At 72.0% G+C, this 26,030-nt stretch carries 23 protein-coding genes, 1 pseudogene and 2 riboswitches; of the genes and pseudogenes, 11 read left to right on the top strand and 13 right to left on the bottom strand.

Annotation, left to right across the window (positions count from 1 at the left end; all coding sequences use genetic code 11):
• Positions 1-77: 77 nt before the first annotated feature.
• Both ACWCRD_RS38115 and ACWCRD_RS38110 read right to left on the bottom strand, forming a co-directional pair.
• Entirely contained in the window at positions 78-968 is an 891-nt protein-coding gene (locus ACWCRD_RS38115; protein WP_450970270.1) for an ornithine cyclodeaminase family protein, read from the bottom strand.
• A 346-nt stretch (positions 969-1,314) separates the two neighbouring features.
• On the bottom strand, positions 1,315-2,229 hold the full coding sequence (locus tag ACWCRD_RS38110) for a LysR family transcriptional regulator (RefSeq protein WP_450970269.1): 915 nt from the start codon (positions 2,227-2,229) through the stop codon (positions 1,315-1,317).
• 122 nt (positions 2,230-2,351) lie between these two features.
• On the opposite strand from ACWCRD_RS38110, the gene ACWCRD_RS38105 reads away from it, so the two are divergent.
• Both ACWCRD_RS38105 and amaB read left to right on the top strand, forming a co-directional pair.
• A complete protein-coding gene (locus ACWCRD_RS38105) occupies positions 2,352-3,527 on the top strand; it encodes an NAD(P)/FAD-dependent oxidoreductase (protein WP_450970268.1) in 1,176 nt (391 codons plus the stop codon).
• A 76-nt stretch (positions 3,528-3,603) separates the two neighbouring features.
• A complete protein-coding gene (gene amaB / locus ACWCRD_RS38100) occupies positions 3,604-5,133 on the top strand; it encodes an L-piperidine-6-carboxylate dehydrogenase (RefSeq protein ID WP_450970267.1) in 1,530 nt (509 codons plus the stop codon).
• Positions 5,134-5,195: 62 nt separating this feature from the next.
• On the opposite strand, the gene ACWCRD_RS38095 is transcribed toward amaB, so the two are convergent.
• Positions 5,196-5,846, bottom strand: coding sequence for a TetR/AcrR family transcriptional regulator (locus ACWCRD_RS38095; protein WP_450970266.1), 651 nt, complete (start codon positions 5,844-5,846; stop codon positions 5,196-5,198).
• 57 nt (positions 5,847-5,903) lie between these two features.
• Here ACWCRD_RS38095 and ACWCRD_RS38090 point away from each other — a divergent pair, with 57 nt between their 5' ends.
• From ACWCRD_RS38090 to ACWCRD_RS38075, 4 genes are all read left to right on the top strand, one after another.
• Positions 5,904-6,590: a class II aldolase/adducin family protein gene (locus ACWCRD_RS38090; RefSeq protein WP_450970265.1), complete on the top strand. Its 687-nt coding sequence runs from the start codon at positions 5,904-5,906 to the stop codon at positions 6,588-6,590.
• Positions 6,587-7,516 (top strand): carbohydrate kinase family protein, encoded by a 930-nt coding sequence (locus tag ACWCRD_RS38085; protein WP_450970264.1) that lies wholly within the window; start codon positions 6,587-6,589, stop codon positions 7,514-7,516. Before ACWCRD_RS38090 ends, ACWCRD_RS38085 begins: the two co-directional genes overlap by 4 nt.
• A gap of 136 nt (positions 7,517-7,652) precedes the next feature.
• A complete protein-coding gene (locus tag ACWCRD_RS38080) occupies positions 7,653-9,206 on the top strand; it encodes an MFS transporter (RefSeq protein ID WP_450970263.1) in 1,554 nt (517 codons plus the stop codon).
• A gap of 255 nt (positions 9,207-9,461) precedes the next feature.
• Positions 9,462-10,085 (top strand): DinB family protein, encoded by a 624-nt coding sequence (locus ACWCRD_RS38075; RefSeq protein WP_450970262.1) that lies wholly within the window; start codon positions 9,462-9,464, stop codon positions 10,083-10,085.
• A gap of 15 nt (positions 10,086-10,100) precedes the next feature.
• On the opposite strand, the gene ACWCRD_RS38070 is transcribed toward ACWCRD_RS38075, so the two are convergent.
• The 5 genes and pseudogenes from ACWCRD_RS38070 to ACWCRD_RS38050 all read right to left on the bottom strand — a co-directional run bounded on the left by ACWCRD_RS38070 (position 10,101) and on the right by ACWCRD_RS38050 (position 14,967).
• Complete coding sequence (locus ACWCRD_RS38070; protein ID WP_450970261.1) at positions 10,101-10,874, bottom strand: LuxR C-terminal-related transcriptional regulator; 774 nt, start codon at positions 10,872-10,874, stop codon at positions 10,101-10,103.
• A 231-nt stretch (positions 10,875-11,105) separates the two neighbouring features.
• Positions 11,106-11,867 carry an SDR family NAD(P)-dependent oxidoreductase gene (locus ACWCRD_RS38065; protein ID WP_450970260.1) on the bottom strand — a complete coding sequence of 254 codons (762 nt, stop codon included), beginning with the start codon at positions 11,865-11,867 and terminating at the stop codon, positions 11,106-11,108.
• 11 nt (positions 11,868-11,878) lie between these two features.
• Positions 11,879-12,547: pseudogene (locus tag ACWCRD_RS38060) on the bottom strand (enolase C-terminal domain-like protein); the annotation flags it as partial.
• Positions 12,548-12,741: 194 nt separating this feature from the next.
• Positions 12,742-14,142 (bottom strand): C40 family peptidase, encoded by a 1,401-nt coding sequence (locus ACWCRD_RS38055; RefSeq protein WP_450970259.1) that lies wholly within the window; start codon positions 14,140-14,142, stop codon positions 12,742-12,744.
• Positions 14,143-14,198: 56 nt separating this feature from the next.
• Positions 14,199-14,371, bottom strand: a riboswitch (cyclic di-AMP (ydaO/yuaA leader).
• 191 nt (positions 14,372-14,562) lie between these two features.
• Positions 14,563-14,967, bottom strand: coding sequence for a DUF5997 family protein (locus tag ACWCRD_RS38050; protein WP_450970258.1), 405 nt, complete (start codon positions 14,965-14,967; stop codon positions 14,563-14,565).
• A gap of 58 nt (positions 14,968-15,025) precedes the next feature.
• Between ACWCRD_RS38050 and ACWCRD_RS38045 the strand changes: the two genes are divergently transcribed.
• Both ACWCRD_RS38045 and ACWCRD_RS38040 read left to right on the top strand, forming a co-directional pair.
• Positions 15,026-15,811: a LysR family substrate-binding domain-containing protein gene (locus tag ACWCRD_RS38045; RefSeq protein ID WP_450970257.1), complete on the top strand. Its 786-nt coding sequence runs from the start codon at positions 15,026-15,028 to the stop codon at positions 15,809-15,811.
• 173 nt (positions 15,812-15,984) lie between these two features.
• Positions 15,985-16,746, top strand: a complete 762-nt coding sequence (locus ACWCRD_RS38040) for a hypothetical protein (RefSeq protein ID WP_450970314.1) — start codon at positions 15,985-15,987, stop codon at positions 16,744-16,746.
• A gap of 27 nt (positions 16,747-16,773) precedes the next feature.
• Here ACWCRD_RS38040 and ACWCRD_RS38035 read toward each other — a convergent pair whose 3' ends face one another.
• Entirely contained in the window at positions 16,774-17,307 is a 534-nt protein-coding gene (locus ACWCRD_RS38035; protein ID WP_450970256.1) for a TerD family protein, read from the bottom strand.
• Positions 17,308-17,470: 163 nt separating this feature from the next.
• Between ACWCRD_RS38035 and ACWCRD_RS38030 the strand changes: the two genes are divergently transcribed.
• Positions 17,471-18,505 (top strand): permease, encoded by a 1,035-nt coding sequence (locus ACWCRD_RS38030; protein ID WP_450970255.1) that lies wholly within the window; start codon positions 17,471-17,473, stop codon positions 18,503-18,505.
• Positions 18,502-19,230 carry a TIGR03943 family putative permease subunit gene (locus ACWCRD_RS38025; RefSeq protein WP_450970254.1) on the top strand — a complete coding sequence of 243 codons (729 nt, stop codon included), beginning with the start codon at positions 18,502-18,504 and terminating at the stop codon, positions 19,228-19,230. The genes ACWCRD_RS38030 and ACWCRD_RS38025 overlap by 4 nt, the downstream gene beginning before the upstream one ends.
• Here the strand turns inward: ACWCRD_RS38025 and ACWCRD_RS38020 are convergent.
• From ACWCRD_RS38020 to ACWCRD_RS38010, 3 genes are all read right to left on the bottom strand, one after another.
• The gene (locus ACWCRD_RS38020) at positions 19,217-19,897 is read right to left on the bottom strand and encodes an IMP cyclohydrolase (RefSeq protein ID WP_450970253.1); all 681 of its coding nucleotides are present in this window, start codon (positions 19,895-19,897) and stop codon (positions 19,217-19,219) included. The two genes, ACWCRD_RS38025 and ACWCRD_RS38020, sit on opposite strands and share 14 nt — an antisense overlap.
• A gap of 46 nt (positions 19,898-19,943) precedes the next feature.
• Positions 19,944-21,098 carry a phosphoribosylaminoimidazolecarboxamide formyltransferase gene (locus tag ACWCRD_RS38015; protein ID WP_450970252.1) on the bottom strand — a complete coding sequence of 385 codons (1,155 nt, stop codon included), beginning with the start codon at positions 21,096-21,098 and terminating at the stop codon, positions 19,944-19,946.
• A gap of 31 nt (positions 21,099-21,129) precedes the next feature.
• A riboswitch (ZMP/ZTP riboswitch) is annotated at positions 21,130-21,214 on the bottom strand.
• 78 nt (positions 21,215-21,292) lie between these two features.
• Positions 21,293-24,394, bottom strand: coding sequence for a carboxyl transferase domain-containing protein (locus ACWCRD_RS38010; RefSeq protein ID WP_450970251.1), 3,102 nt, complete (start codon positions 24,392-24,394; stop codon positions 21,293-21,295).
• A gap of 87 nt (positions 24,395-24,481) precedes the next feature.
• On the opposite strand from ACWCRD_RS38010, the gene ACWCRD_RS38005 reads away from it, so the two are divergent.
• A complete protein-coding gene (locus tag ACWCRD_RS38005) occupies positions 24,482-25,114 on the top strand; it encodes a TetR/AcrR family transcriptional regulator (protein ID WP_450970250.1) in 633 nt (210 codons plus the stop codon).
• A gap of 208 nt (positions 25,115-25,322) precedes the next feature.
• Here the strand turns inward: ACWCRD_RS38005 and ACWCRD_RS38000 are convergent, their stop codons facing one another.
• On the bottom strand, positions 25,323-26,018 hold the full coding sequence (locus tag ACWCRD_RS38000) for an HAD family hydrolase (RefSeq protein ID WP_450970249.1): 696 nt from the start codon (positions 26,016-26,018) through the stop codon (positions 25,323-25,325).
• Positions 26,019-26,030 lie beyond the last annotated feature (12 nt).

Raw genomic sequence — 26,030 nt, 5'->3', positions numbered from 1 at the left:
GATGCGCGCAGGCGGTAGTTCGGACCATCGGCCGAGTACCGCGCCCGGCGCCCGATGGTGTCACCGGACCGCCGCCGTCATGCCCGCCCCGCGTCGAAGTGGGCCGCGGCGACCACCAGGTCCTGCCAGGCCATGCCCACGCTCTTGAACAACCGCGGGCGATCGGAAGGCAGTCGGGCCCGGCCCCGAACGAGATCGGCGAGGCCGACCAGCGTGCCGGGATCGAGTGCCCCTGCCCGCACGGCCAGCACGATGTCGCCCGCCTCACGCAGCGCCGCCGAAACCGCCTCCACCACCACCGCCGAACGCCCGACAGCCGTCTCGTCGACCTCCCGGGCGTCCGGCTCGTGCGATCCGACGGCCACCACGGTCGCGTGCGGCGGCAGCAGCGAGCCGTCGAACAGCGGTGTGCGCGCCGTGGTGCAGCAGGCCACGAGGTCCGCGTCCGCCACATCGTCCGCACTGCCGACTCGCGCCTTGATGTCATCGGCGAACGCGCGGGTGCGCTCGGCGTCGCGGCCGACGACCACGACGTCCCGGATCGGCCGGACGCACCGCAGGGCCTCGACATGCGACCGTGCCTGCGGCCCCGTCCCGAACAGCACCAGTCGGCTCGCGTCCGGCTCGGCGAGCGCGTCGACGGCGACGGCGGACACCGCGGCGGTACGTACGTTGGTGAGCGCGATGCCGTCCAGCAGGGCCAGCGGGGTGAGGGTCTCGCCGTCCAGGAGCAGGTAGTTGCCCTGGATCCGCGGCAGTTCGCGCGCCGGGTTGTCCGGTGCCACGGTCACCACCTTGACTCCGGCGTACGAGCCCCACTGCGCGGGCATGAGCAGGAGCTCACCCCGCGGCACCGGCACGGCCGAACGCGGCGGACCGGCCTCCGGATCGAGCCCGCCGAGCAGGCTGGCACGCAGCGCGCCGATGGCCGCCTCCATGGACGGCGCACCCTTCAGAACGGTGATCACAGCTGGAAACCCTCCTTGCTCACCGGTCATCTACGACCGGTTCCTCCCACGACGTGGGCCGGACAGCCGCACCCGCAAGGGCCAGAAGATCACCCGACCGGCGGCCCGGCCACACCGCCTGCCATTCGAGTGTGAGCGGTGCAGGAACTCGCCGGCGGTGCCGTCCGCGCTGTCGACATCCGTCGCCTCCCCAGCCGTGCGCCGGGATCGAGCTGCCGAAGGGCGAACCCCACGAACTCCTCGCCGCACTCGGCAGCGGCGACGAGGACCTCGTCCTGCTCCGCGCCCGCGACAGCGGACTGAGCGACCGGCCGGCGGGCCTGTCCCGAGCCCCCTCCGGCACCTGCTACGTCGTCGTACCGCGCCGCGTACCGGTCACCGCCCGCAGCACTTCGACCAGTGCGGCCACCGTCGGCCGGTGTTCGGCGGCGGAGCGGAACACCACGACGATGTGCCGCTCGACCCTCTCCCGCAGCCGCACCACGTCGAAGCGGGAGGCGCGCAGCCCGAGCATCAGCTCCGTCACCGTGCTGATCCCGATGCCGGCCTCGACCAGTGCCAGTGTGGCCGCCGTGTCGGTCACCTCGTGCTGGACGTCGGGTTCGATGCCGGCCCGTCGGCAGACGGTGCGCACGGCGCGGCCGTAGTAGCTGTCGGGGGAGGGCAGGATCCAGCCCAGGTTCTGCGTCTCGGCCAGGGCGATCTCCTCGCGGCCCTTAAGCCACCCGGTGGGCACCGCAAGGGAGAACCGCTCCCGGTCCAGCTGCATGACCCGCAGCGCCGGATCGCGCGGGATGGGCACGTCCGGGTAGTCCAGGCCGAGCGCCAGGTCCACCGCACCGGAGGCGACGGCGTCGTACACCTCGTCCACGTCCATGTCGCGGCTGTGCACGGCGAGCCCGGGATGCGTCTCGCGCACCCGCTGCAGCGCCGGCGGCAGGATCTCGGCGGCGGCCGTGGCGAACAGCCCCACGACCAGCACCCCGGAGACCTCGCCCCGGCTGCGCTCCAGCGCCTCGACCGCCTCGGCCTCCGTGGACAGGATCCGCTCGGCATGCCGGGCCAGCGTCATCCCGGCGTCGGTCAGCTCCACCCGCCGCCCCACCCGCTGCAGCAGCTCCATGCCGGTGGCCTTCTCCAGCGCGGCGATCTGCTGCGAGACCCCGCCGGGCGTGTACCCCAGCGCCCGGGCCACCGCGGTGATGGTTCCGCGCCTGGTCAGCTCCACGAGCGAACGCAGCTGGGAGCTCGTCCAGTCCATATGGGAACACTAATAGATCAGGCGCAGTAACTGTTCATGGACGTCAAAGGTCGGGTTGCGTCACGATGACGGCCAGAAAGCCCATGCCCCGGCCCGGCGCGGCCTCCGGAAGGGACGGCCCCTTGTCCTCCACATCCGCCCTCCGCTCCGTTCCGCCGACCGCAGACGTCGTGATCATCGGCGGGGGTGTGATGGGCGCCAGTGCCGCGTTCCACTTCGCCGAAGCAGGGGTGACCGACATCGTCGTCGTCGAGCGCGGCGACCTGGCGTGCGGCAGCTCGGGCAAGCCGATCGGCGGCGTACGCGCCCAGTTCTCCGACCCGCTCAACATCGAGCTGGGCAGCCGGAGCCTGCGCGCCTACGAGGACTTCCCGCACCGCCCCGGCGCCGACATCCGCCTGGACACCGTCGGCTACCTCTTCCTGCTCGCCACCGACCGGCAGGCCGCGGACTTCGAGGCCGGCGTCAGGACCCAGAACGCCCTCGGCGTCCCCACCCGCATGATCACCCCGGACGAGGCCCTCCGCCTGTGCCCCTACGTCAGCACCGACGGACTCGTGGCCGCCGCCTACTCGCCCGCAGACGGCCACGCCCGCCCCGTACTGGTCGTGAGGGGATACGCCGACGCCGCCGCCCGGGCCGGCGCCACCTTCGCCACCCGCACCACCGTGACCGGCATCGACACCGCGGGCGACCGCGTCACCGCCGTCCACACCGACCACGGCAGCATCGACTGCAACACCGTGATCTGTGCGGCGGGCGCCTGGTCGGGCCTGATCGGCGACATGGTCGGCATCGACCTGCCGGTCCGGCCGGTGCGCCGCCAACTCGCCTTCACCGAACCGCTCGTGCCACCCGCTCCCCGCATCCCCTTCACCATCGACTTCACCTCCTCGGCCTACTTCCACAACAGCGACGACGGCCTGCTGTTCGGCCTCGCCGACCCCCGCCAGCCCGACGGCTTCGACACCACCTGGACCCCGGAGTGGCTCGAACTGTTCCGGGACGCCGTACGCAGGCGGGCCCCCGAACTGGCCGATATGAAGACCGTCGGCGGCTGGGCCGGCCTCTACGAGGTCACCCCCGACCACAACGCCCTCATCGGCCGCTCCGGCGAACTCGTCAACTTCCTCTACGCCACGGGGTTTTCGGGCCATGGTTTCCTCCAGGCCCCGGCCGTCGGCGAGATCCTGCGCGACCTCCACCTCGACCGCGCCCCCTTCGTCGACATCTCCCCGCTCAGCGCCGACCGCTTCCGTTCGGGGGCCGAATTCCGCCCCGAAGCCCACGTGGTGTGACGCCCCGAAGCGAGCTGCAACTCGACGGCCCGCTCAGCTGACCCGCCCCTTGCCCCTCACCGAACCCCGAGGAACCATGACGAGCACCCCCCTGCCCAGCACCGAGGACCTGCGCACCCGCGCCCGTACGAGCCTGGGGCGCATCGGCGTCACCGTCCCCGAAGGCGCCGACTTCCAGGCCCGTACGCCGATCACCGGCGAGGATCTCTTCGGCCTCAAGGCCGCCACCGCCGCCGACACCGAGGAGGCCATCAAGGCCACCCGGGAAACCTTCCTCACCTGGCGCACCACCCCGGCCCCGCGACGCGGTGAACTGGTGCGCCGACTGGGCGAGTTGCTGCGTGAGAACAAGAGCGACCTGGCGGACCTCATCACCGTCGAAGCGGGCAAGATCCGTTCCGAGGCGCTCGGCGAGGTCCAGGAGATGATCGACATCTGCGATTTCGCCGTCGGTCTCTCCCGCCGGCTGTACGGCCGCACGATCGCCTCCGAGCGCCCCGGCCACCGCCTGGCCGAGACCTGGCACCCGCTGGGCGTCGTCGGCGTGATCTCCGCGTTCAACTTCCCGGCCGCCGTATGGTCCTGGAACACCGCCGTGGCCCTGGCCTGCGGCGACACGGTGATCTGGAAGCCGTCCGAGCTCACCCCGCTGATCTCCCTCGCCTGCGACCGGCTGCTGGCCCGGGCCGCCGAGGACACCGGGGCGCCCGCGGGCGTACACCGCCTCCTGCTCGGCGACCGCACCGTCGGCGAACAGCTCGTCGACGACCCGCGCGTCGCCCTCGTCAGCGCCACCGGCTCCACCCGCATGGGCCGCGAGGTCGGCCCCCGTGTCGCGGCCCGCTTCGGCCGCAGCCTGCTGGAGCTCGGCGGCAACAACGCGGCGATCGTCGCTTGCTCGGCCGACCTCGACCTGGCCGTCCAGGGCATCGTCTTCGCCGCGGCCGGCACCGCGGGGCAGCGCTGTACGACGCTGCGGCGCCTCATCGTGCACCGCGACATCGCCGACACGCTCGTCGCACGGCTCACGGCCGCCTACGCCAGGCTTCCCATCGGGGACCCCTTCGACGAGAACACCCTCGTCGGACCGCTCATCTCCACCAAGGCCCTCGACGCCATGCAGGACGCCGTCACCCGGGTCCAGGCCCAGGGCGGCAAGATCCTGGCCGGCGGTGAGCGCCGCCTGGCCGAAGCCGCGCCCCGAGCCGCCTACGTCGAACCGGTCATCGTCCGCGTCGACGAACAGACCGACGTCGTACGGGAGGAGACCTTCGCGCCGATCCTCTACGTCCTGACCTACGACACGCTGGAGGAGGCCATCGCCCTGCACAACGACGTCCCGCAGGGCCTGTCCTCCAGCATCTTCACCCGCGACCAGCAGGAAGCAGAGCTCTTCCTCTCCGCCGAGGGCTCCGACTGCGGCATCGCCAACGTCAACATCGGCACCTCCGGCGCCGAGATCGGCGGCGCGTTCGGCGGGGAGAAGGAGACGGGCGGCGGCCGCGAGTCGGGCTCCGACGCCTGGCGCGCTTACATGCGCCCGGCCACCAACACCATCAACTACTCCGGCCGACTCGCCCTGGCCCAGAACGTCAGCTTCCTCTAGGGGCAGCCGGGGGAGTGCAGCGGGCGCGGGGGCACCCACCCCGCCCGCGAGCGTCGGCACGGTCAGCGCCGGCGACGGCGTGCGGTGACGTCCGCGAGATAGCCGCGCAGCATGACCTTGGCCTCGTCGAGGAGTTCCGCGTCCCCCTCGGCGTCCCGCCGGAACGCCTCCTGTGCCAGCGCGTCGGCCGCCAGGACCGCGGCGTGGCAGGCGCGGGCGAGGGTCTCGTGGTCGTGGGCCAGGTCGAGCGCTAGCAGGACGCGGCGGATTCCGTCGGCCATACGGCTCTTGTGCGCGCGGTCCGCTGTGTGGGTCCGCTCGGTGAGGCCGCTGCCGAACCACAGGGCCCGGAAGCCGTGCTCGGTGCGGTAGATCCCGGCGAACGCGTCGATCAGCACGGCCACCGGGTCCTCCCAGCGCTCCGCCGTCGCGGCCTGTACGAGGCCGTCCATGGCGGCCTCCAGTTTCGCGAAGTAGCCGGCCGCCAGGGCGTCGATGATCGCGTCGCGGTCGGGCAGGTACTGATACAGCGAGCCGACCGACACCTTGGCTTCCGCGGCGACCCGGGTGGTGGTCAGCGCCTCGACCCCCTCACCGATCAGGACACGCTCGGCGGCCTCCAGGACCCGTGCCAAGCGTGCCTTGCTGCGCGCCTGTTGGGGGGTACGGCGCAGGGGAGCGGCCCCGCTGACCTCCGTGGTCGGCTCACCCACGAACAGCCTCCGAACCTGAACGTGACATTGTTTCATGTTTAGGTTACGGTCCCGCACATGACCGACTCAAGCGCGGCGCTCGGGCGGGAGCGGGCCGCCGTCGCGGACGCCTGCCGCCGGCTGGGGGCCGAGGGCCTGCTCATCGGTACGGCCGGGAACGTGAGCGTGCGGGTGGAGGAGCGGGTTGCGATCACCGCGACCGGGGCGGTGCTCGCCGAACTCACCGCGGACCAGGTGACGGTGGTCGACCTGGACGGCAAGACCGTGGCCGGAACCCTGGAGCCGACCTCGGAGCTCGACCTCCACCTCGGCGTCTACCGGCGCTACGGCACCGGCGCGGTCGTCCACACCCACGCCCCGATGGCCACCGCCCTCTCCCTGGTCCTCGACGAACTGCCCTGCGTCCACTACCAGTTGCTCGCTCTCGGCGGCACCGTCCGCGTCGCGCCGTACGCCACCTTCGGTACCCCCGAACTCGCCGGGTCGGTGCTCGCCGCGCTGGAGGGCCGCAGCGCCACCCTGATGGCCAACCACGGCGCCCTCACCCACGCGCCCACCCTCGACAAGGCGGTCGAGCACGCCCTGCTGCTGGAGTGGGCCTGCGGCGTCTACCAGCACGCGGCCGCGCTCGGACCGCCCCGCGTCCTCGACGAACGGCAGCAACTCGCGGTCATCGAGGCCGCCATCGCCCGCAACTACGGCACCACCCACCCCGTACCACCCGCGCAGGAGGAACCGCGATGAAGGTCGTCACGATGGGCGTGCACGTGCTGGACGTACTGGTACGGCCGGTGCAGGAGATACCCGAGGGCCAGGGCGCGACCCTCGTGGACGACATCCGGATGACCGCTGCCGGGACGGCCGGCGGCACCGCCCTCACGCTCGCCAAGCTGGGCGCCCAGGTCCGCACCGCCGGTGCGATCGGCAGTGACCCGACCGGCGACCTGCTCGTCCAACTCCTCGACAGGGCAGGCATCGACACCCGGCTGCTCGTCCGCCGCATCGACACCTCGACCTCCGCGAGCGTCCTGCCCATCCGCCCCAACGGCGACCGACCCTCGCTCCATCTGCTCGGCGCCAACATCACCTACGGCCTCGACGACGTGCCCTGGGCCGCCGTGGCCGAGGCGACCCACCTCCACCTGGGTGGCCCCGAGCTGATCGGCGCCGACGTCGCCGCGCGCATCCTGGCGCATGCCAAGGAAAACGACGTGGTCACCTCCGTGGACCTCCTCGCCCCCGGCGAGCTCGGCACCTTCGACCAGATCGAACCGCTGCTCCCGCACGTCGACTACCTGCTCCCCAACGACGACCAGGTCCTCGGCTTCAGCGACGAGCAGGACCTCGTGACCGGCGCGAAGAAGCTCCTCGCCGCCGGGGCCGGTCTCGTCGCCGTCACCCGCGGCGGCGACGGTGCGCTCCTGGTGACGGCGGAGGGCACGGAAACGGTCCCCGCCTTCGAGGTCGACGTCGTCGACACCACCGGCTGCGGTGACGCGTTCTCGGCCGGTTTCCTGCGGGGCATCGGCCTCGGCCGCACCCCGCGCGAGGCCGCCGTGCTGGGCAGCGCCGCGGCCGCACTGGTGGCGCAGGGGCTGGGCAGCGACCACGGGGAGTTCGACCTGCCGGAGGCCGACGAGTTCGCCATGACCCAGAAGACCCGCTCCTGAGCCGCTCGACTCGCGGTAAAACGGTGTAAACCGGCACCGAGTCAATCAAGTGGTGACGGTCACGACAGGGGCGTACGGTCGAACGGTAGACGCCGCAGTGGACGGAACCGTTCACTGACGCCGAGTGCGACACGCCATGAGCAGCAGCCCGCAGCCGACCTCCGCATCACAGGCCGCCACCCGCGAACCGGGCGGCGGCGGAAACGGCATGGCGCTGCTGGTCATCGCGTCCTGCCAGCTGATGGTGGTCCTGGACATCACCATCGTGAACATCGCGCTGCCGCACATCCAGAGCGCCCTGAACTTCTCCACCACCAGCCTGTCCTGGGTGGTCAACGCCTACACCCTCACCTTCGGCGGCCTGCTGCTGCTCGGCGGCCGCACCGGCGACATTCTCGGCAGGCGGCGCATGTTCGTCTTCGGGGTGCTGCTGTTCGCGCTCGCCTCCCTGCTGGGCGGGCTCGCCCAGAACTCCGGTGAACTCCTCGCCGCCCGCGCCCTGCAGGGCGTCGGCGGGGCCATCGCCTCCCCGACCGCACTCTCCCTGGTCAGCACGACCTTCCGCGAAGGCCCGGAACGCAACCGGGCCTTCGGCGTGTTCGCCGCGGTCTCCTCGGGCGGCGGCGCCATCGGACTGCTCGCCGGCGGGATGATCGTCGAGTGGCTGAACTGGCGCTGGGTGCTGTTCGTGAACGTCCCGATCGGTGCGCTCATCGCCCTCGCCGCACCCCGCTGGATCAAGGAGTCCGAACGCCATCCGGGCCACTTCGACATCGCCGGCGCGCTGACCTCCACCGTGGGCATGGTGCTGCTGGTCTACGGGTTCATCAGAGCCGCCCAGGAGGGCTGGCGCGACGCCCTCACGCTGGCCTCCTTCGCCGCGGCGGTCGTGGTCCTCGCGGTGTTCATCCTGGTCGAGCGGGGCTCGCGGCAGCCCATCACCCCGCTGCACATGTTCGCCGACCGCAACCGGGCGGGCACCTACGGCATCATGCTGAGCCTGGCCGCCGCGATCTTCGGCATGTTCTTCTTCCTCACGCTCTTCGTGCAGGACGTCCTGGGCTTCAGCCCGCTGCAGGCCGGGCTCGCCTTCCTGCCGGTCAGCGCGGTCATCGCGGTCGGCGCGGCGCTCGCCTCGCGGTTCCTGCCGAAGTTCGGCCCCAAACCCTTCATGGTGGTGGGCGCCGTTCTCGCGGCGGCGGGTCTGGCCTGGCTGACCCTGACCGACGTGCACTCCACCTATGCGGGCAGCATTCTCGGCCCGATCTGCGTCTTCGGCCTGGGCATGGGCATGGAGTTCGTCTCGCTGACCCTCATGGCGCTGTCCAACGTCCCCGTCCGGGAGACCGGCGCGGCCTCCGGACTGCTCAACGCCACGCAGCAGGTGGGCGGTTCACTCGGCCTGTCCATCCTGGTCACCATGTTCGGCACGGCCAGCACCAACGAGGCCCACAAGCAGATCCCGCGCTTCCTGGCCCAGGCCACCCCGGCCGAACGCCTGCGCTTCAAGCACACCGGGCAGCTCCCGAGCCCCTGGTCCGACCACGTGCTCACGTCCGGGATCTCGGCGGCCTTCATCATGGCAGCGATCTTCACCGTCCTCGCCGCCCTGATCGCCCTGGTCGTCATCCAGGTCCGCCCCTCCGACCTGGAACGGCTCAAGGGCGGGATGGGACCCGCGCCGGGCTGACGCTCCTCAGCCCGTGGGCCGCCGGCCGGCCGAGACCGTCTGCCCGCCCCACTGTCGTCCCGCTACTCGAAGTCGGTCGGCTCCATGACGCTGCGTGCTGGGTGTGCCCGGACCTGTTCGCAGTGGGCGCGGAGGCCTTCGACGCGCAGGAATACCCGGCCCCGGAAAAGGAGAGGTGGGGTGTGCGCCGGTTGTGCCAGGCTGGCCGGTCGGTTCATGTCTGCGCCGTGCGTCGAGTCCGCCATGGGAGTGTCGGTGACCATATCTCGTCTGGCTCCGTTGCTGGAGCAGTTCGACTTCGCCTGTGAGCGTCTGGCCGCCCGGCTGACCGGGCCGGTGATGGACAGCGGCGACGGTTCGGACACCGAGGTCGGGCCCATGACCGACGAGGAGTACCTCTGGGAGCCGGTGGCGGACTGCTGGTCGGTGCGGCGACGGGCGGACGGGCCCGGGCCGCGCGCCACCCTGCTGGCCGGTGCCGCGGACGGAGGCTGGGGGCGGGACGCGGCGTCCTACCCACACCCCTGGCCGCCGCCCTTCACCACCATCGCGTGGCGGCTGAGCCACCTCAGCGAGATGCTCACCCTCCGCGCCGATCACACCGCGGGCACCCACAGCCTCACCCGGGACGACTACCTCGTCAGCGGGGACGCGGCAACGGCCGTCGCCGCCTTCGACGCCGGTGTCACGGCCTGGCGCAGGGCGCTGCTGAGCAGCGGCGACACGGCGCTCGACAAGGTCGGCCACTGCACGTATCCGCACGGCAGCGACCCGGAAGAGCCCTTCGTCGACATCGTGTGGTGGGTCAACCAGGAAGTCCTGCACCACGGGGCCGAGGTCGCCCTGCTGCGCGACCTGTACCGCGCGCGCCGGCCCTGACCGCGCCGCCACTGGTCACGGTGTGGGAATCAGCCCCAGCTGCTGGGCCCGCAGGACCGTGCTGATGCGGTCACGGGTGCCGAGTTTGCGGTAGATCTTCTCGATGTGCTTGTGGACCGTACGGTCCGAGATGCCGAGCCGCCGGCCGATCGCCGCCGCGGTCAGGGCATCCGTGAGCAGGAGCAGAACGGTCATCTCCCGGGGCGTGAGAGGGCAGTCCGCGGCCGCGGAGTCCGGGGCGGTCGTCCGCTTCCAGCGCTCCAGGAGCTGCCGTTGCTGCTCCACCGCCGCGAGCAGCGGCTGCAGCTGCCGGGCCGCGCGGACGTGATCCTCGGTGAAGTCCGTACCGGAGCGGTAGATCATGCATCCGGTGATCGGCGTCGTCGTCTGGGGCAGGGGTACGGCCAGCACGTGGTCCGCGTCCATGATGTCGCCGATCAGCCGCGCGGTCGGGCTTACGGACCATGCGGCGCCTGCGGCCGCGCGTGCCGTGAGAGGAGTACGGTCCGGCCCGCCCGCGTAGTGGTCCGCGAACGGAAAACCCGCCCGCAGCAGGCCCAGGTCCTCCTGCCCGAGCCCGTCGAACTCGACGGCGACCTCGGACGGCAGGCCGACCGTGCCTCGGGCCTCGTTCCAGTCGTCGAGCTTGTAGATCAGGGTCTCGCCGCCGCACAGACCGGGCAGGGCCGACGCCAGCAGCGGCCACAGCCGCTCCGGCTCACGCTCGTTGAGGGCGGCTACGGCCACCGACAGCATGCGTTCGTGGGCCCCGCCCGGCACCTGTGCCACGTTCTTCTCCGCTCGTCCGCCGCGTACGCAGTTGTACCCATACCGGCGACGCCGTCCACTGCCCCAGACTGCATGCGAGCACCCTCGAGCGACAACGACGTTCTCGCATGTACTCCAGCACACCGGCGCCACGGAAGCCGCAGCGGGGGAGTCCCGGCGCTCGGGGAGGACGCCGGGAACCCCACGACGTGCCGGGGCCGCCGGCGCGGGGGACCGGCGGCCCCGCACGGCTCACTCCGGCACGGGCGGGTTCGTACGCATCGCATCCGAGATCGACTTGACGCCACCGTGCGCCGTGAGGCCCCCGTCCACCGGGATCTCCGCCCCGGTGATGAACGACGACTCGTCGGACAACAGGAAGACGACGAGCGGTGCGATGTCGTCGACGTTGCCGCTGCGGCCGAGCGGGGTCTCGCGGATGGTCGCCTCCCGGAAGGCGGGCGTGGCGGCGGCCGTCATCTCGGTCTCGATATAGCCGGGGTGGACGGTGTTCACGCGGATGCCCCGCGGCCCCAGCTCCATGGCGGCGATCTTCGACACCCCGCGCAGCGCCCACTTGCTGGCCGTGTACGCCACCGGGTAGTAGCCGGTGAGCGCGGCCGACGAGCCGACGTTGACGATCGAAGAGCCGGGCGGCATCAGCGGGGCCAGATGCTGGATGCCGAGCAGCGGTCCGGTCGTGTTCACCGCCTGGACCTGCGCGAAGTCCTCGGGACGCACCTCGCCCAGCCGCTCACGCCGGATGACGCCCGCGTTGTTGACCAGTCCGTGGATCTCGCCGTACGACACCTTCAACTCGGCGGCCAGCGCCGCCCAGTCGCTCTCGCTGCTGACATCCAGGCGGCGCACGTCGCCCTCGGGCCGCACGTCGGTGGCGACCACCCGGGCGCCGGCCCGGGTCAGCGCCTCCGCCTCGGCGGCACCCTGGCCCCGGGCGGCCCCGGTGACGACCACGACCTTCCCGGCCAGTCGCTGTGTGTTCTCGTTGCTCACGCGGTCATCCTTCACCACCGAGGCAGCCTGAGCTGGTACTCCGGGTGGATCCGCCGCATGTAGCCGGTGTCGTCGCGGCTGCGCATCCCCGACTCCACGTACAGCCGGTGCAGCCGGTCGAGGGCGTCGTGCTCCAGCTCCACGCCCAGGCCCGGTCCGCTCGGGACCGCCACCTCGCCGTCACGGAACTCCAGCACCCCGGGGACGATCACGTCGTCGGCCGAGTTCCACGGGTAGTGCGTGTCGCAGAAGTGGTCGAGGCTGGGGATGGCCGCCGCCACATGGGTCATGGCGGCGAGGCTGATGCCCAGGTGCGAGTTGGAGTGCATGGACAGGGCCGGCCCGAACGCCTCGCAGACGGCGGCCAGTTCACGGGTGCGGCGCAGTCCGCCCCCGTAGTGGTGGTCGGTGAGGAGCACTTGAATGGCGTTCTGGTCGATCGCGGGCTTCAGATGCTCACCGTCCAGTTCGCGTGCGTACTTCGAGGTCTCCACCGTCCAGGCCGTGTTGGGGTCCAGCCGCAGCGGCTGCCCGGGGAAGGCCTCCGCCAGCGCCCTGATCGCGGCGATCTCCTCCTCCGGCGGGAAGACGCCGCCCTTGAGCTTGAACGACCGGAAGCCGTACCGCTGTTGCATCAGTCGGGCCTGCTCGACGATCCCGTCGGGATCCAGTGCCGCACCCCTGGGACAGCTCAAGCTATGAATCGTTTCATCGGCATGTCAAGACATGGCTGAAACATTTCACCGAGCCCGTGCATGCGTCACCGGGTGCGGCGGGATGCCTGTGGCGAACAAGAAGGAGGCCGCCGACTTCCGTCGGCGGCCTCGTAGTTCATCGAGCTGCTGGTGTCACGCCTCTGCCGGCGTTCCTGATCTCATGCGGGACGTACGGCGATACGGACCGCGGCTTCGCCCGCGTAGTGGACCGAGTCCTCGCGGATGACCGCGCCCGGGCCAGGCGCGTGAATCATCAAGCCGTTGCCGGTGCAGAGGCCGACATGGCTGAAGTTGTCGTTGAAGAAGATCAGGTCTCCGGGGCGGCTCTCGGACAGGGGAATCACCGTGCCGGCGCCCGCCTGCTCGTACGTGGTGCGTGGCAGGGTGACCCCGGCGGCCCGCCAGGCGGCCTGGGTGAGCCCGGCGTTGTCGTACGACTCCGGCCCGACCGCACCCCACAGGCACGGCCTGCCGATCTGTGCACGGGCGAAGTCGATCGCCCTGTCGGCCTTGGTGGCGGCGGGCGTAACGGTGGCGGGCACACCCGTGTCGAGGACGGACGGCTGCACGGTCCAACCCCCCGCCTGGGGTATGCGGGTGTCGAGCACGGGCGGCCGGGTGCGCCATTCCTCCACGGCGGGTACGCCGGTGTCCGGCACGGAAGGCTGCGTATGCCACTCCTGCCTCGCGAGTGCACCCGTGTCGAGCACGGAAGGCTGCATGAGCCGCTGCTCGACCGCGGGTATGCCGGTGTCCAGGACGGACGGCTGCATGAGCTGTCCCCCGGCCGGGGGCAGGCCCGTGTCGAGGACCGTCGGCTGCTGCAGCCGCCACGCTTCCTCCGCCGCCGGGCGGGTCTGTTGCGCCTGGTCCTGCCAGGGCAGCTGGGCCGGCACGGCCTCAACGGCCGGGCGGGGTGCGGAGGTCTGCCGGGCGGTGTACCGGTACAGCAGCTCGCTGGCCGCCGCGATCTTGCGCTGGTTCTGCTCCTTGGACCTGCGCAGGGAGGTCTGCCTGGACTCGGGGGCCGCCGCGGGCAGCGCGGGGGCGGCCTCCTGGCGGGGCCGCGGGACGGCGGGGAGCGCGGTCGTGGGGCCGGCGGTCAGCTCGGCGACCGGACGGCGGGACTCGGCGGAGGGCAGCTCGGCCACGGGCCGGGCAGCTGCCGACGGCTCCAGGGCGGTGCGGCGGCTGTCCGCCGGGCGCCGGGGCTCGGCCTGGCGGGCCGGCATGCGGTCGGCCGGGAGCGCCGCGGGAACCGTCGGGCCCAGCGAGGCGCGCGCTCCGTCGAACCACCGCCGGGCCACCGAGTCGAGTGCCGGATCCGAGCGGCCGCGCTCGCGGGGCGGGGCGGCGGGCGGCCGCGCTCCCAGCAGCTGGGCCCGGGTGAAGTTGTAGTTGCCGGTGTCGGACTCGGCCTGGTCGTAGAGGCTGCTCACCCGTTGCCGGACGGCTTCGCGGCTGGGGCCCTCGTCACCGGTCGTCGGTGCGGCGTCGGCGGTCTGCGAGAACAGGGCCACCGAGGTGAGGGCGGCGGTCGCGAGAGCGGAGCTGCGCATGCCGGGAAGGCCGAAGCCTCCGGTGCGCGATGGTCGATCCGGCGCCATGGGAGCCGTACTCCTTCCGTACTCCGCCTACCGAGTTAGCTGTCGGGTTCGGGCGGTCGGTTCCGGAAGGCATGCCCTACGGCCCTTGCCCTGGTGGGCAGTTGGCCGATTCACCCCGTCGTTCGGTTGGGTCCCCGGTTCCGGCCGCCACGGGGCGCACCGGATTCGGCGGAGGCCGCGCGTCCCGGCGGGGTTCGCCGGAGGAACTCGTGCGGCCTGAAGCCACGCTAGCCAACTTGTGCGGCTCGTGTGAAGGTTGACGGGCGGAATGTCCGATACGCTTCTGTGACCTTCGTCGTGACGCGCCGTCAGATCCGTGTGTTGTGCACACAGTGGATCCGGACGGCGACCGTCCGTCGCCAACGGGCCGCGTCAGGCGCGCGGGCCCTCGCTGCGAGCTTCACGCTCGGCGTTGCGCTTCTTGATGCGCGCAGTCTCCTTGCGGACCTCGGCCTGGGTGGCGCGCTCCTTCTGCAGCCACTCGGGCTGTTCCTGCTTCAGGGCCTCGATCTGCTCGGTGGTGAGCGCCTCGGTGATCCCGCCGCGGGCCAGGCCCGCGATGGAGACGCCGAGCTTCGCCGCGACCACCGGACGGGGGTGCGGGCCATTGGCTCGCAGCTCGCGCAGCCACTCGGGCGGCTCGGCCTGGAGCCGGTCGAGCTCGGCTCGTGAGACGGCGCCCTCCTGGAACTCGGCGGGGGTGGCCTCGAGGTACACACCCAGCTTCTTCGCCGCGGTCGCGGCCTTCATCGTCTGGGTGCTCTGGTGCGACTTCATGCCGTCCAGGGTATCGAGCATGTTCGAGCCCTGAGACCACGGCCGGTAGCCTGGCCTGGTGACAGGCTCGGAAGAATCCCAGGCGTTCCGGCTTGCGTACGTCCCGGGAGTGACGCCCGCCAAGTGGGTGCGGATCTGGAACGAGCGCCTGCCCGACATCCCGCTCAACCTCCTCGCCGTACCGGCCGCCGAGGCAGCCGACGTGCTGCGCGACGGCCGGGCCGACGTGGGACTCGTACGGCTGCCGGTCGACCGTACGTTCTTCAGCGCGATCCCCCTCTACGCCGAGACCACGGTCGTCGTCGTCCCCAAGGACCATGTGATCACGGCGGCGGACGAGGTGACCGTCGAGGACCTCGCGGACGAGGTCCTCTTCCACCCCCTCGACGACGTCTTCGACTGGGACCGGCCGCCGGGCGAGCCCGCCTTCGAGCGCCCCGCCACCACCGAGGACGCCGTGGAACTCGTCGCGGCGGGCGTCGGCCTCCTGGTCGTCCCCCAGTCCCTGGCCCGTCTGTACCACCGCAAGGACCTCACATACCGGCCACTCGTGGACGCCCCCGAGTCGGGCGTCGCCCTGGTGTGGCCCGAGGAGGCGACCACGGACCTGGTCGAGGACTTCATCGGAATCGTCCGTGGTCGCACGGTCAACAGCTCCCGCGGACGCAAGGCGGCGACACCGGAAACCAAGGCCAAGGCGGGCGACACGACCGGCGCCCGGCGCAAGCCGGCGGCGGCGAAGACGACCGGAAAGACGACCGGGAAGTCGGCGGGACGCAACCCGAGGGCCGGTTCCGACGTCTCCAAGGGCGCCAAGCGAAGGAAACCCCGCCGCCGGGCATAGCCCCCCTAGGGGCGGCCTCGCCCCGTTACGACCCTCCGGCGGGGCGATGAACGGGAGGCGGGGGAGTTTTGCTACGCAAGGGGGTGCGGTGCGCGGGCGGTGCCGCGGATTGGCTGCGAGCCCACGGACTGTGGGGCGATCCGGCCGACCGTGAGTACCGGCCGCCGCGCGGCGTGCCGTGGCGGGTGGCCGCGTTCGTCGTGCGCACGCTGCGGGGCGAGTGGCAGGGCATCGTCGTCGATCCGGTACGGCAACTCAGACGCCGTGGGCTGCCCGCACTGTTCCTGGCATTCCTGGCCGCCTTCGGTGTCATCTTCTTCCATGCGCTGGCACAGCGGCCGACAGGCGCGGTGGTGGTGCGGCTGCTCGGCGGTGTCAAGGGCGACCTGCCGTTGTGGCTGGCCCTGCTGCGCACGCCGGTGTCGCTGTACGTCCCGGCCCTGGATCTGCCCGTGTGGGGAGGGATCACATCGTTGTCCCTCGCCTTCGCGCTGGCCGAACTCATCCTCGGCCGGGCCAGGACACTCGTCGTCTCGTACGCGACCACACTCGCGGGCACCCTCATGGTGCGCGCGATGCTCGCGATCGGTCCGGGCTGGGGCGGGCTGGGTCTGCCGCCTGAGGTCGGGCAGGTGCTGGACACCGGTCCGTCCGCCGCCGTCGTGGGTCTCTTCACCTACGTCGCCGTCGTACAGCGTGCTCCCATCGTGTTCGCCCTCACGGGCGGGTCGATGGTGTGGGAGTCGATTGCCATACCCAATCTGGCCGGCCGCGAGCACCTGATAGCGGTCGGCACCGCTATCGTTCTGGCCCTGTTCCACGAACGCGGCCGCAAGCGGGCGTCCGCCCGGCCCCTCCTTCCGGTACGCCGGGAGGAGCGCCCGGGGACGGGAGGCGAGCGCCCGTGTCCGGACGATCACGTCGCGGTCGGGTGAGCCCGGTCGGCGCGGGTTCGACGCCGGTCAGGTCTGCTGGGTACCGCCCATCTCCGCCGTGAAGACCGTCGGGTCGCTGTCGAAACCGCGGACCATCGGGTGGAACTCCCAGGCGCCGGAGGCCTCCCGGGTGAACTCGGCGACCGTCGCCGCGGTGGCGTCGGCGACCTGCCCGAGGTCGTCCTTGAGCAGCTCCGTGTACCCGTCGACGACCAGCACGCCCGTGTTCGATATGTCGCCGAAGAACTTGGGGCCGCCGCTCTGATGGATCGCCACACCGACGACCACCCGCGCGAAGGAGGGTGCCAGGCGATCGAGCTCCAGGACCATCACCTCGACGAAGCCAAGGCCCAGGCCGGTCTCGCTGTGCCGGCTCATGTTGATGGTGCCGTCCGGCGAGCGGCTCTCGGTGTGCACGACGTAGACCGGCCGTCCGTGCGGGGCGTCCGCCGAGTAGGTCGTCGCCATGATGTCCAGATGGTGGGGCGGCCGGTCCCAGGGGCTGGGATCCCATTTGAGCCGCACTTCGATCTTTCCCTGTATCTTGTCGCCGCCGCTCACCCGGACGCTGCCCCTCTCGAATCAGGCCACCGCGGGACGGTCCCCCCGCAAGGTCAAGTATGTTCCCGGTCCCGTTCATTCATCCGCCCGCGGCGGCGTGTGCGCACCGTGAGGGGGGTGATCCTGGCTTATCTTCGCCACGAATCCGACATCCGGAGTAAATATGAATAAAACGGATGAGCTGGTTGGTGTGGCGGAAGAAGTGGCGCTCGTCGCGCCGGCCGGCCATCAGGGGCGCCGCGTCACCGGACGACCCCTGCCCCTCGTCGTCCTCATCGCCGTCGCCTCGGTGGCGGTCCTCTCGCTCACCGGCGTCGGATGGCTGAACCGGCCCGCCGTCGCGGCCTGGCGCACGGTCTGTCTGGCCATCACCGTCCAGGCGCTGCCCTTCCTCCTGCTGGGCACGGTCCTGTCCGGGGCGATCAACGCGTTCGTACCGGCCGACCTGTTCACCCGGATCCTGCCCCGCAGGCCCGCACTCGCCGTCCCGGTCGCCGGCCTCGCGGGCGTCGTCCTGCCGGGCTGCGAGTGCGCCTCGGTGCCGGTCGCGAACAGCCTGATCCGCCGCGGTGTCACCCCGCCCGCGGCCTTCGCCTTCCTCCTCTCCGCGCCCGCGATCAACCCGATCGTGCTCACCGCCACGGCCGTCGCCTTCCCGGGAAACCCCGCCATGGTCGCCGCCCGGCTGCTGGCCTCCCTGGTGACCGCGGCCGCGATGGGCTGGCTGTGGCTCTGGCTGGGACGCGAGGAGTGGCTGCGGCCGACCGTCCGCCACACCGGCCACCGGTCAGGACACAGTCGCCTGCGGGAGTTCCGCCTCGGCTTCCAGCACGACTTCCTGCACGCCGGCGGCTTCCTGGTGCTCGGGGCCATGGCCGCGGCCACCTTCAACGTGGCCGTGCCGCGCTCGGTCCTCGACACCTTCTCCGGTTCGCCCTGGCTGTCGGTGCTCTTCCTGGCCGCGCTCGCCGTGCTGCTCGCCGTCTGCTCGGAGGCCGACGCGTTCGTCGCCGCCTCGCTCACCGGCTTCTCGCCCACCGCCCGGCTGGTGTTCATGGTGGTCGGCCCGATGGTCGACCTGAAACTGATCGCCCTTCAGGCGGGCACGTTCGGCCGGTCCTTCGCCCTGCGCTTCTCGACCGCGACCACGGTGGTGGCCGTGGCGGCCGGGGTCCTGATCGGAGGAGCACTGCTGTGAAGCGCCACGCCCAAATCCTCCTGCTGGTCCTGACCGGCCTGGGCCTGCTGCACGCCGCCCTGTTCAGCGACCTCTGTCTGCGCTACGTCAAGGAAGGCCTGCGCCCCCTGCTGATCGCTTCCGGGGTGCTGCTCCTGCTGCTGGGCCTGGCGGCAGCAGCGCTGGACCACGCGGCCCCCGAAGCCGACGCGCACGCACACGGCCACGACCACTCCACCGCACCCCGCATCGCCTGGCTGCTGTTCCTGCCCGCACTCAGCCTGCTCCTCTACGCCCCGCCCGCCCTCGGCGCGTACACCGCCTCGCACGCGAGCAACAAGGCCGTGCCGAAGGCGCAGCGGTTCGATCCACTGCCCGCGACCGTCCCGCTGCCGATGACCCTCACCGACTTCACCGCCCGGGTCCAGCAGGACCGGGAGCAGGCCGTCAGAGGCCGCAGCATCCGGATGACCGGATTCGTCACCCCGGCCGGGCAGGGCGGCGGCTGGTATCTCACCCGGATCATCTTCACCTGCTGCGCGGCGGACTCCCAGTCGGTCAAGGTCCGCATGTACGGGACCACCGCACTGCCGGCCAACACCTGGGTGGCCGTCACCGGAACCTGGCACCCCAAGGGCACGCTCGGCACGAAGTCCGCGACGGCGGCCCTCGACGTCCACCGCACCGAGCGCGTCTCCCCGCCCGTCAACGCCTACACGGACGACCTTCCGCTCACGCCTTCGTGAGGGCGGACCCCGGTCCCCGCACAGGGTCGACGACGGCGGCAGCGATCCTGAACCGTTCGTCGAGCGCCCACCAGATCTCGTCCAGCAACTCCGGCCCGCTCCCGGCGTCGACCGTGACCTCGGTGAAGGGAGCGGCGACCGAGACGTGTTCGCCGTCGGATTCATAGGTGGTCAGCAGGACCGCCTCGCCCGGTTGCAGGTCCTGTACGGCGAGGGTCATCACGTTGCTGGTCGGGCGTGCGGCGCGGCTGGGGCGGGCGGCCCCGAAGACGGTGGTGCGTCCGCCGTCGCGGCTGATCAGCGCGGTGAGGCGGGAGGTGCGGATCGGGGGGTCGGGTTCGTACTCGAAGCCGCTGAGCGCCTCGGTCGGCGGGGCTCCCGCCCTGAGTCGTTCCGCGGCCTGGGACACCTGCTCCCCGTTGCCCAGCACCAGCCAGTCGCTCGTGGTCGTGGCGGCGGCGTAGTGCCGCAGGGGATCGCGCTCCCGGGGCGAGAGCGGGCCCACCACGAGGTCGTCGTCGATCAGCCGGAGCGCGCGGTCGCGTGAGGCCGGGCTGCGGCCGGTGAGGAAGTAGCCGCCCAGCACGGCCCCGGAGTGGGTGCGGGCGCACAGGAGCCCGCGGCCGGGGTAGGGGTTGGCGGCCAACAGGTCATGAAGGGTGAGCATGCTGATGCGCTTTCTGGTCGGCGGGAGGGGCCTGGCGAGGCGTTGCTCAGTGGTGGAAGAGCCTGAGGCCGGTGCGGACCAGGGCGATCCCGTGCGCGCGGCAGGCGTCCTCGACCTCCGCGGAGCGGATCGATCCGCCCGGCTCGGCGATGTGGCCGACACCGTGCCGCTGCGCGTGGTCCACGTTGTCGCGGAACGGCAACGCCCCGTCGGAGACGAACGAGACCCCCTTGAGCCGGGCCGTCCACTCGGCGCGGCTGCCGGCCGAGAACTCCGGCACCGGCTGCGACAGGGCAGCAGACAGCCTGGCCCTCTCGTCCGCGGTGAGGTCACCTTCGATGAAGCGGATCTGCCAGTTGATCCGGTCCTGGCGCCGGACGCCCGGTCCGAAGGCGAGCGCGCGCACCACCGGATGGCGCCGCAGCCACCAGGTGTCGGCCTTCGCCCCGGCCAGCCGTGTGCAGTCCACTCGGGACTGCTGTCCGGCGCCGATACCCAGCGTCGCCCCGTCGCGCAGGAAGCACACCGAGTTCGACTGCGTGTGACGCAGCACCACCAGGCCCAGCAGAAGGTCTTCCGCAGCCCTCGTGGGAAGCGCGCCGCACACGACGTTCTCCAACAGCCTTTCCGTGCACGGCACTTCGTCCCGCTGCTGACTCAGACGCAGACCGAAGACCTCGCGCGTCTCCCGCTCCGGCGGTACAAAGGCCGGATCCGCCTCCAGGACGAGGAAGCGGCCGTTCTTCTTCCTGCGGAGTCTGCCGACGGTACCCGGTGCATAGCCGGGCGCGACGATGCCGTCGCACACGACGTGGGCCAGCAGTTCGGCGAGCTCCTCGTCGACCGGGTGCGAGACAGCGGCGAAGTCGCCGTAGGACGACTTCGGGTCGGCGTCCCGGGCGCGCAGATACGCACTGGTCAGGGCGCCGACCTCGGTCTGGTCGACACCGTGGAGCTGTGCCGTCACGTCGTCGACGGGCCCGGCCACGGCCGCACCGGCGGGTGAGACGTGCTTGAAGGAAGCGGCCGCAGGCCGGCCGAGGGAGCGGCTCGCCTCCCGCACCAGCTGCCAGCCGTTCAGGGCGTCCAGCATGTTGATGTACGACGGGCTTCCGTGCACCACCCGAACCGGCCACCGGCCGGGCCGCACCGGCGTGGCATCCGCCGCCTGCTGCGGGTTCGTTCCGTACCGCAGATCCACGTCATGGCCTCCTCAGCGGGAACATCACTGACGGAGGCGCCCAGGCGGTCGACGCTCACGCTGAACCACGGCCGCTCCCCGGTGGTCGTCCACCCTCGCCAGTCGCGGCCGGAGCTGACTCTACCGGCAACATCCGACCGGCAGGACCCGCACCGGGCAACCAAGCATCCGGCCCAGCTGAATCAGACCCCGGATCACCAGGTGTCGACGAACGGGCGGTGTCCTGCCTCCGGTACGGGGGACCGCTCAAGCGCCGCAAGGATCCAGGTCCGCGACCCGGCCGGGTCGATCACCGCGTCGATCTCCAGCGCGGCCGCCGCGTTGACCGCCTTCCCGCGTTCGTACAACTCGGCGACCCGTTCCTCGAAGACACGCGCACGCTCGGCCGGGTCCGTGATCGCCGCCAGCTCCCTGCGGTAGCCGAGCCGCACGGCACCCTCGAGCCCCATCCCGCCGAACTCGCCGCTCGGCCAGGCCGCTGTGGCCAGCGGCGCGCGCGTCGAGCCACCCATCATGGCCATCGCCCCGAGCCCGTACGCCTTGCGCAGCACCAGACTCACCAGCGGCACCCGCAGATTGGCGCCCGTCACGAACAGCCGGGCGAAGTGCCGCACGGTGGCGGTCCGTTCGGCGTCCGGGCCGACCATGAACCCCGGGGTGTCGCAGAGCGAGACCACCGGCAGCCCGAACGCGTCGCACAACTGCAGGAACCGCGCCGCCTTGTCGGCCGCGTCCCGGTCGATCGCCCCGCCCAGATGCGCCGGATTACTGGCCAGGAGACCCAGCGGCCGCCCCTCGATCCGTACGAGACAGGTCAGCACCCCCACGCCGAACTCCGGCCGCAGCTCCAGCACCGAGCCCGTGTCCGCGAGCCCGGTGACCGCCGCCCGCACGTCGTAGGCCCGCCGCCGGTTCTCCGGCACCACCTGCCGCAGCAGCCGCTGATCGGGCGTCTCCCAACTGCTCTGCTCTCCTTGGAAGTACGACAGATACCGCCGCGCGACCCGCACGGCCGCCGCCTCGTCGGCGACCGCGAGGTCCACCACCCCGTTCGGCACCTGCACCGACAGCGGACCCACCTCCTCCGGCCGGAACACCCCGAGTCCGCCGCCCTCGATCATCGCGGGCCCGCCCATCCCGATCGTCGCGTCGGGCGTGGCGATCACGACGTCGCAGCAGCCCAGCAGCGCCGCGTTGCCGGCGAAGCACCGCCCCGAGACGATGCCGACCAGCGGCACCAGCCCGCTGAGCCGCCCCATGCGCTGGAAGGTGGTCACGTCGAGGCCCGCCACGGCCGTGGTGTCGGTGTCCCCGGGCCGCCCGCCGCCGCCCTCCGCGAACAGCACCACAGGCAGCCGCCGCTCCTCGGCGAGCTCCAGCATCCGATCCGTCTTGCGGTGGTTCTGCAGTCCCTGGGTGCCGGCGAGAACCGTGTAGTCGTACGACATCGCCACGCACGGCCGGCCATGGATCCGCCCGGTGCCGGTGACCATGCCGTCGGCCGGCGTCGACCGGATCAGGTCGTCCAGCGAGCGGCGGCTGCGCTGGGCGGCGATCGCGAGGGCGCCGAACTCGGTGAAGGTGCCCGTGTCGCACAGGTCCTCGATGTTCTCGCGGGCGGTGCGCCTGCCCAGGGCGTGCCGCGCCGCGACCGCCTCGGGCCGGTTCTCGTCGAGACCGAAGGCATGCCGCCGTACGACCTCGGCGAGGTCCGCGCGCACGGCATCCGGATCAACCGGCTCCGCCTCGGGCCCGTCGCCCTGTGCGCCGGTGAGGTCGTCCAGATTGGCCAACGGGGAGCCGGCGCCGATCGTTTCGCCCAGGCGCGCGTGCACCAGCCGTACCACTCCAGCCCCGGGAGCCCGCACCACGTGCTCCATCTTCATCGCCTCCAGCACCAGCAACTGCTGCCCGGCCCGCACCGGTTCGCCGGGGGAGACGTCGACGGAGACGACGGTGCCGCTGAGCGGCGCGAGGACCGTGCCGTCGCCGGGCGCCTCGTCGGGAACGACGTGAGTCTGCGCAAGCTCCGCCACCACGCCCGTGTGCGCCCAGAAACGCGGCCGGGACAGCACCTCCCGCAGCAGCGGAATCCCCGTCCGCACCCCCTCCACGGCGAACTCGCCCAGCGCCCGCCGCGCCCGCGCGCAAGCCGCCTGCGCATCGCCCGCCGGGACGTGCGCGACCACCTTGGCGAGCAACGGGTCGTACCGGACACCGACTTCGGCCCCGGCACGGATCGCCGTGTCGACGCGTACACCGGGGCCCGACGGCAGGTCGAACCGCGTGATCCGCCCCGCCTCCTCGGCGGTGACCCGCGCCTGCACGGCGAACCCGCGCGGCGCAGCCGGTGGCCCCGGCAGCCCCAGCTCGTCCAGCGTGGCCCCGGCCGCCAGGCGCAGCTGCACGGCGACCAGGTCCACCCCTGTCACCTCCTCGGTGACCGTGTGCTCCACCTGAAGCCGCGGATTGGCCTCGATGAACCAGAACTCCTCGCCACGGAGCATGAATTCGAAGGTGACCAGGCTCGAACAGCGGGCGGCGCGGGCCATCCGCAGTGCGGCGCCGAGGATCCGCTCCCTGGTGTCCTCGGAGAGGTCGGGCGCGGGCGCGATCTCGATCACCTTCTGGTGGCGGCGCTGTGCGCTGCAGTCCCGGTCCCACAGATGTGTGACGGCGCCGGTCGTGTCCCCGACGACCTGGACCTCGATGTGCCGGGCGCCCTCCAGCAGCCGCTCCGCATACAACTCGCCCCGCCCGAAGCCCTGCTGGGCCTCCGATGCGCACCGCTCCCAAGCCTCGTCCAGCTCCTCGGCCCGCCGTACGACCCGCATGCCGCGTCCGCCGCCCCCGCCCACCGCCTTGATCATCACGGGCCCGGCGGCCAGCAGCTCCCGCGCCCCGTCCGGGCCGTCGGCCCCGGCGAGTACCGGAACCCCCGCCTCGACGGCGAACTCACGCGCCCGCGCCTTGTCCCCGAAGACCGCCAGCACCTCGGGCGCGGGCCCGACGAAAGTCACCCCCGCGTCGGCGCAGCGGCGCGCGAAGTCCGCGTCCTCACTCAGAAAGCCGTACCCGGGATGCAGGAAGTCGCAGCCGGTGCCGCGCGCGGCGGCGAGCAGTGCGCCGCCGTCGAGATAGCCGCCCAACGGGACGGCCTCGTCGGCCAGTCGAGCGTGCGCGTCGTCGCCCTCGGCGTACACCGCGACCGAGCGCAGCCGGACCTCCGAGGCGGCCCGCAGGACGCGTACGGCGATCTCCCCGCGGTTGGCGACGAGCACGGCGGCAGTACCCATGGGAGCCCTCCACGGACCTCGGCGGTCCTCATCGACCGGCCCCGCCATGCTCATTGACATTGACGTCAACGTCAATACGCTCCGGGTGTGGCACGCACACACAAGGCCTGGGCGGTCCGCACCGCCCGCGACCGCACCGGGGCCCCGGCCCGCGCCCGGCTCCTGGACGCCGCCGAGGCCGTCTTCGCACGGCTCGGCCTCGGCCCGGCCACCGTCGCCGACATCACGGCGGCAGCGGAGGTCTCCAGGGCGGGCTTCTACGTGTACTTCGCCTCCAAGGAGGAGATCTTCCGCGTCCTGGCGGTCCGGGTACGGGACGCGTTCCTCGCCGCGCAGGAGGTCCCGGGCGTCGACACGGACGACCCGCACGCCGTCGCGGAGGCGTCCATCGGCGCCTTCATCGCCGCCTACGCCCGACACCAGCCGCTGCTGGGCCCGCTGGAGCAGCAGGCCCGCACCGACCCCGCCATGGCGCAGCTGTGGGACGAGATCCGCGAACGGCCCGTCCACCGCCACGCCCGCTACATCCGCCGCCTCACCGACCGCGGACTTGCCGCCCCGGCCGCCGAACCCCTGGCGCTGGCCCGCGCGGTGGGCGGCATATGCGTCGAATTCGCCCGCCGCGTCGCCGCGCACCCCGGCACCTACGAGGACGCCGTACGCGACGTCACCGCCATGTATCTGCACCTGCTCGGAGTCGCCCGAACACCTCAGGAGTAGCAGCGCCATGACGCCAACGCCACGCACCGACGCACACCTCGCCGACCTGCGCGCCCGCTGGGCGAAATCCCGGCGGGGCAGACGGCCCGGCACCGCGACCCACCGCGCAGGGGAACGGCCGGCGCGGCAGCGGTCGTAGCCGTCGAGGACGAGCACAGCGGCCAGCTGCCGTACGCCTCCGAACTGCCCCTCACTCCCACCGGAAAGATCAGGAAGACGGAGCTGAGCGCACGAGCCAGTCGTACGCGCCCCGCGCCGTGAACTCCCCCTGGCCGCCGCGCAGCAGCAGGTCCGCGGTGGCGAACTCCGGCGCGTCGGCCTGTGCGGCGATGTATGGGATCGCGATGCAGCGCATGCCGGCGGCGTGCGCCGCCGCGGCGCCGGGGGCGGCGTCCTCCAGGACCACACAGTCGGCCGGGGCCGCCCCGAGGCGGCGGGCCGCCTCCAGGAGGACGTCCGGGGCCGGTTTGCCGTGGGGCACCTCGTCGGCCGAGACGACGGTGCGCAGATACGCGTCCAGGCCGGTACCGGCGAGGATCGCCTCGATCGCCTCCGGCGACGACCCCGAGGCCACGGCCGTCGGCACGCCCTCGTTCGCGAGCAGCTCGACGAACTTCCGCATCTCCGGGTACGCGTGCGTGGCGGCGCGGGCCAGCGCGAGATAGCGGCGGTCGGTGTCGGCGAGGAGCTCGGCGACGGGGGCCGCGAGGTCGTACTCCTGCCTCCACAGGGCGGCCGTCTCCCGGGTGCTGACACCGACGTACCGCTCGTGCTCCGCCCATGTGAAGTCCGGGACGCCGTGCTCGGCGAGTGTCCGCCGGCCCGCTTCGTAGTAGTTCGGCTCGCTGTCCACGAGCGTGCCGTCGAGATCGAAGATGACCGAAAGGGCGCCGAACTTGCTCATGGGGCCAGCATG

It is taken from the genome of Streptomyces sp. NPDC002092 (assembly GCF_053593775.1).
The sequence above is the reverse complement of the archived record's forward strand: the minus strand, read 5'-3'. Positions and strand labels throughout refer to the sequence as shown.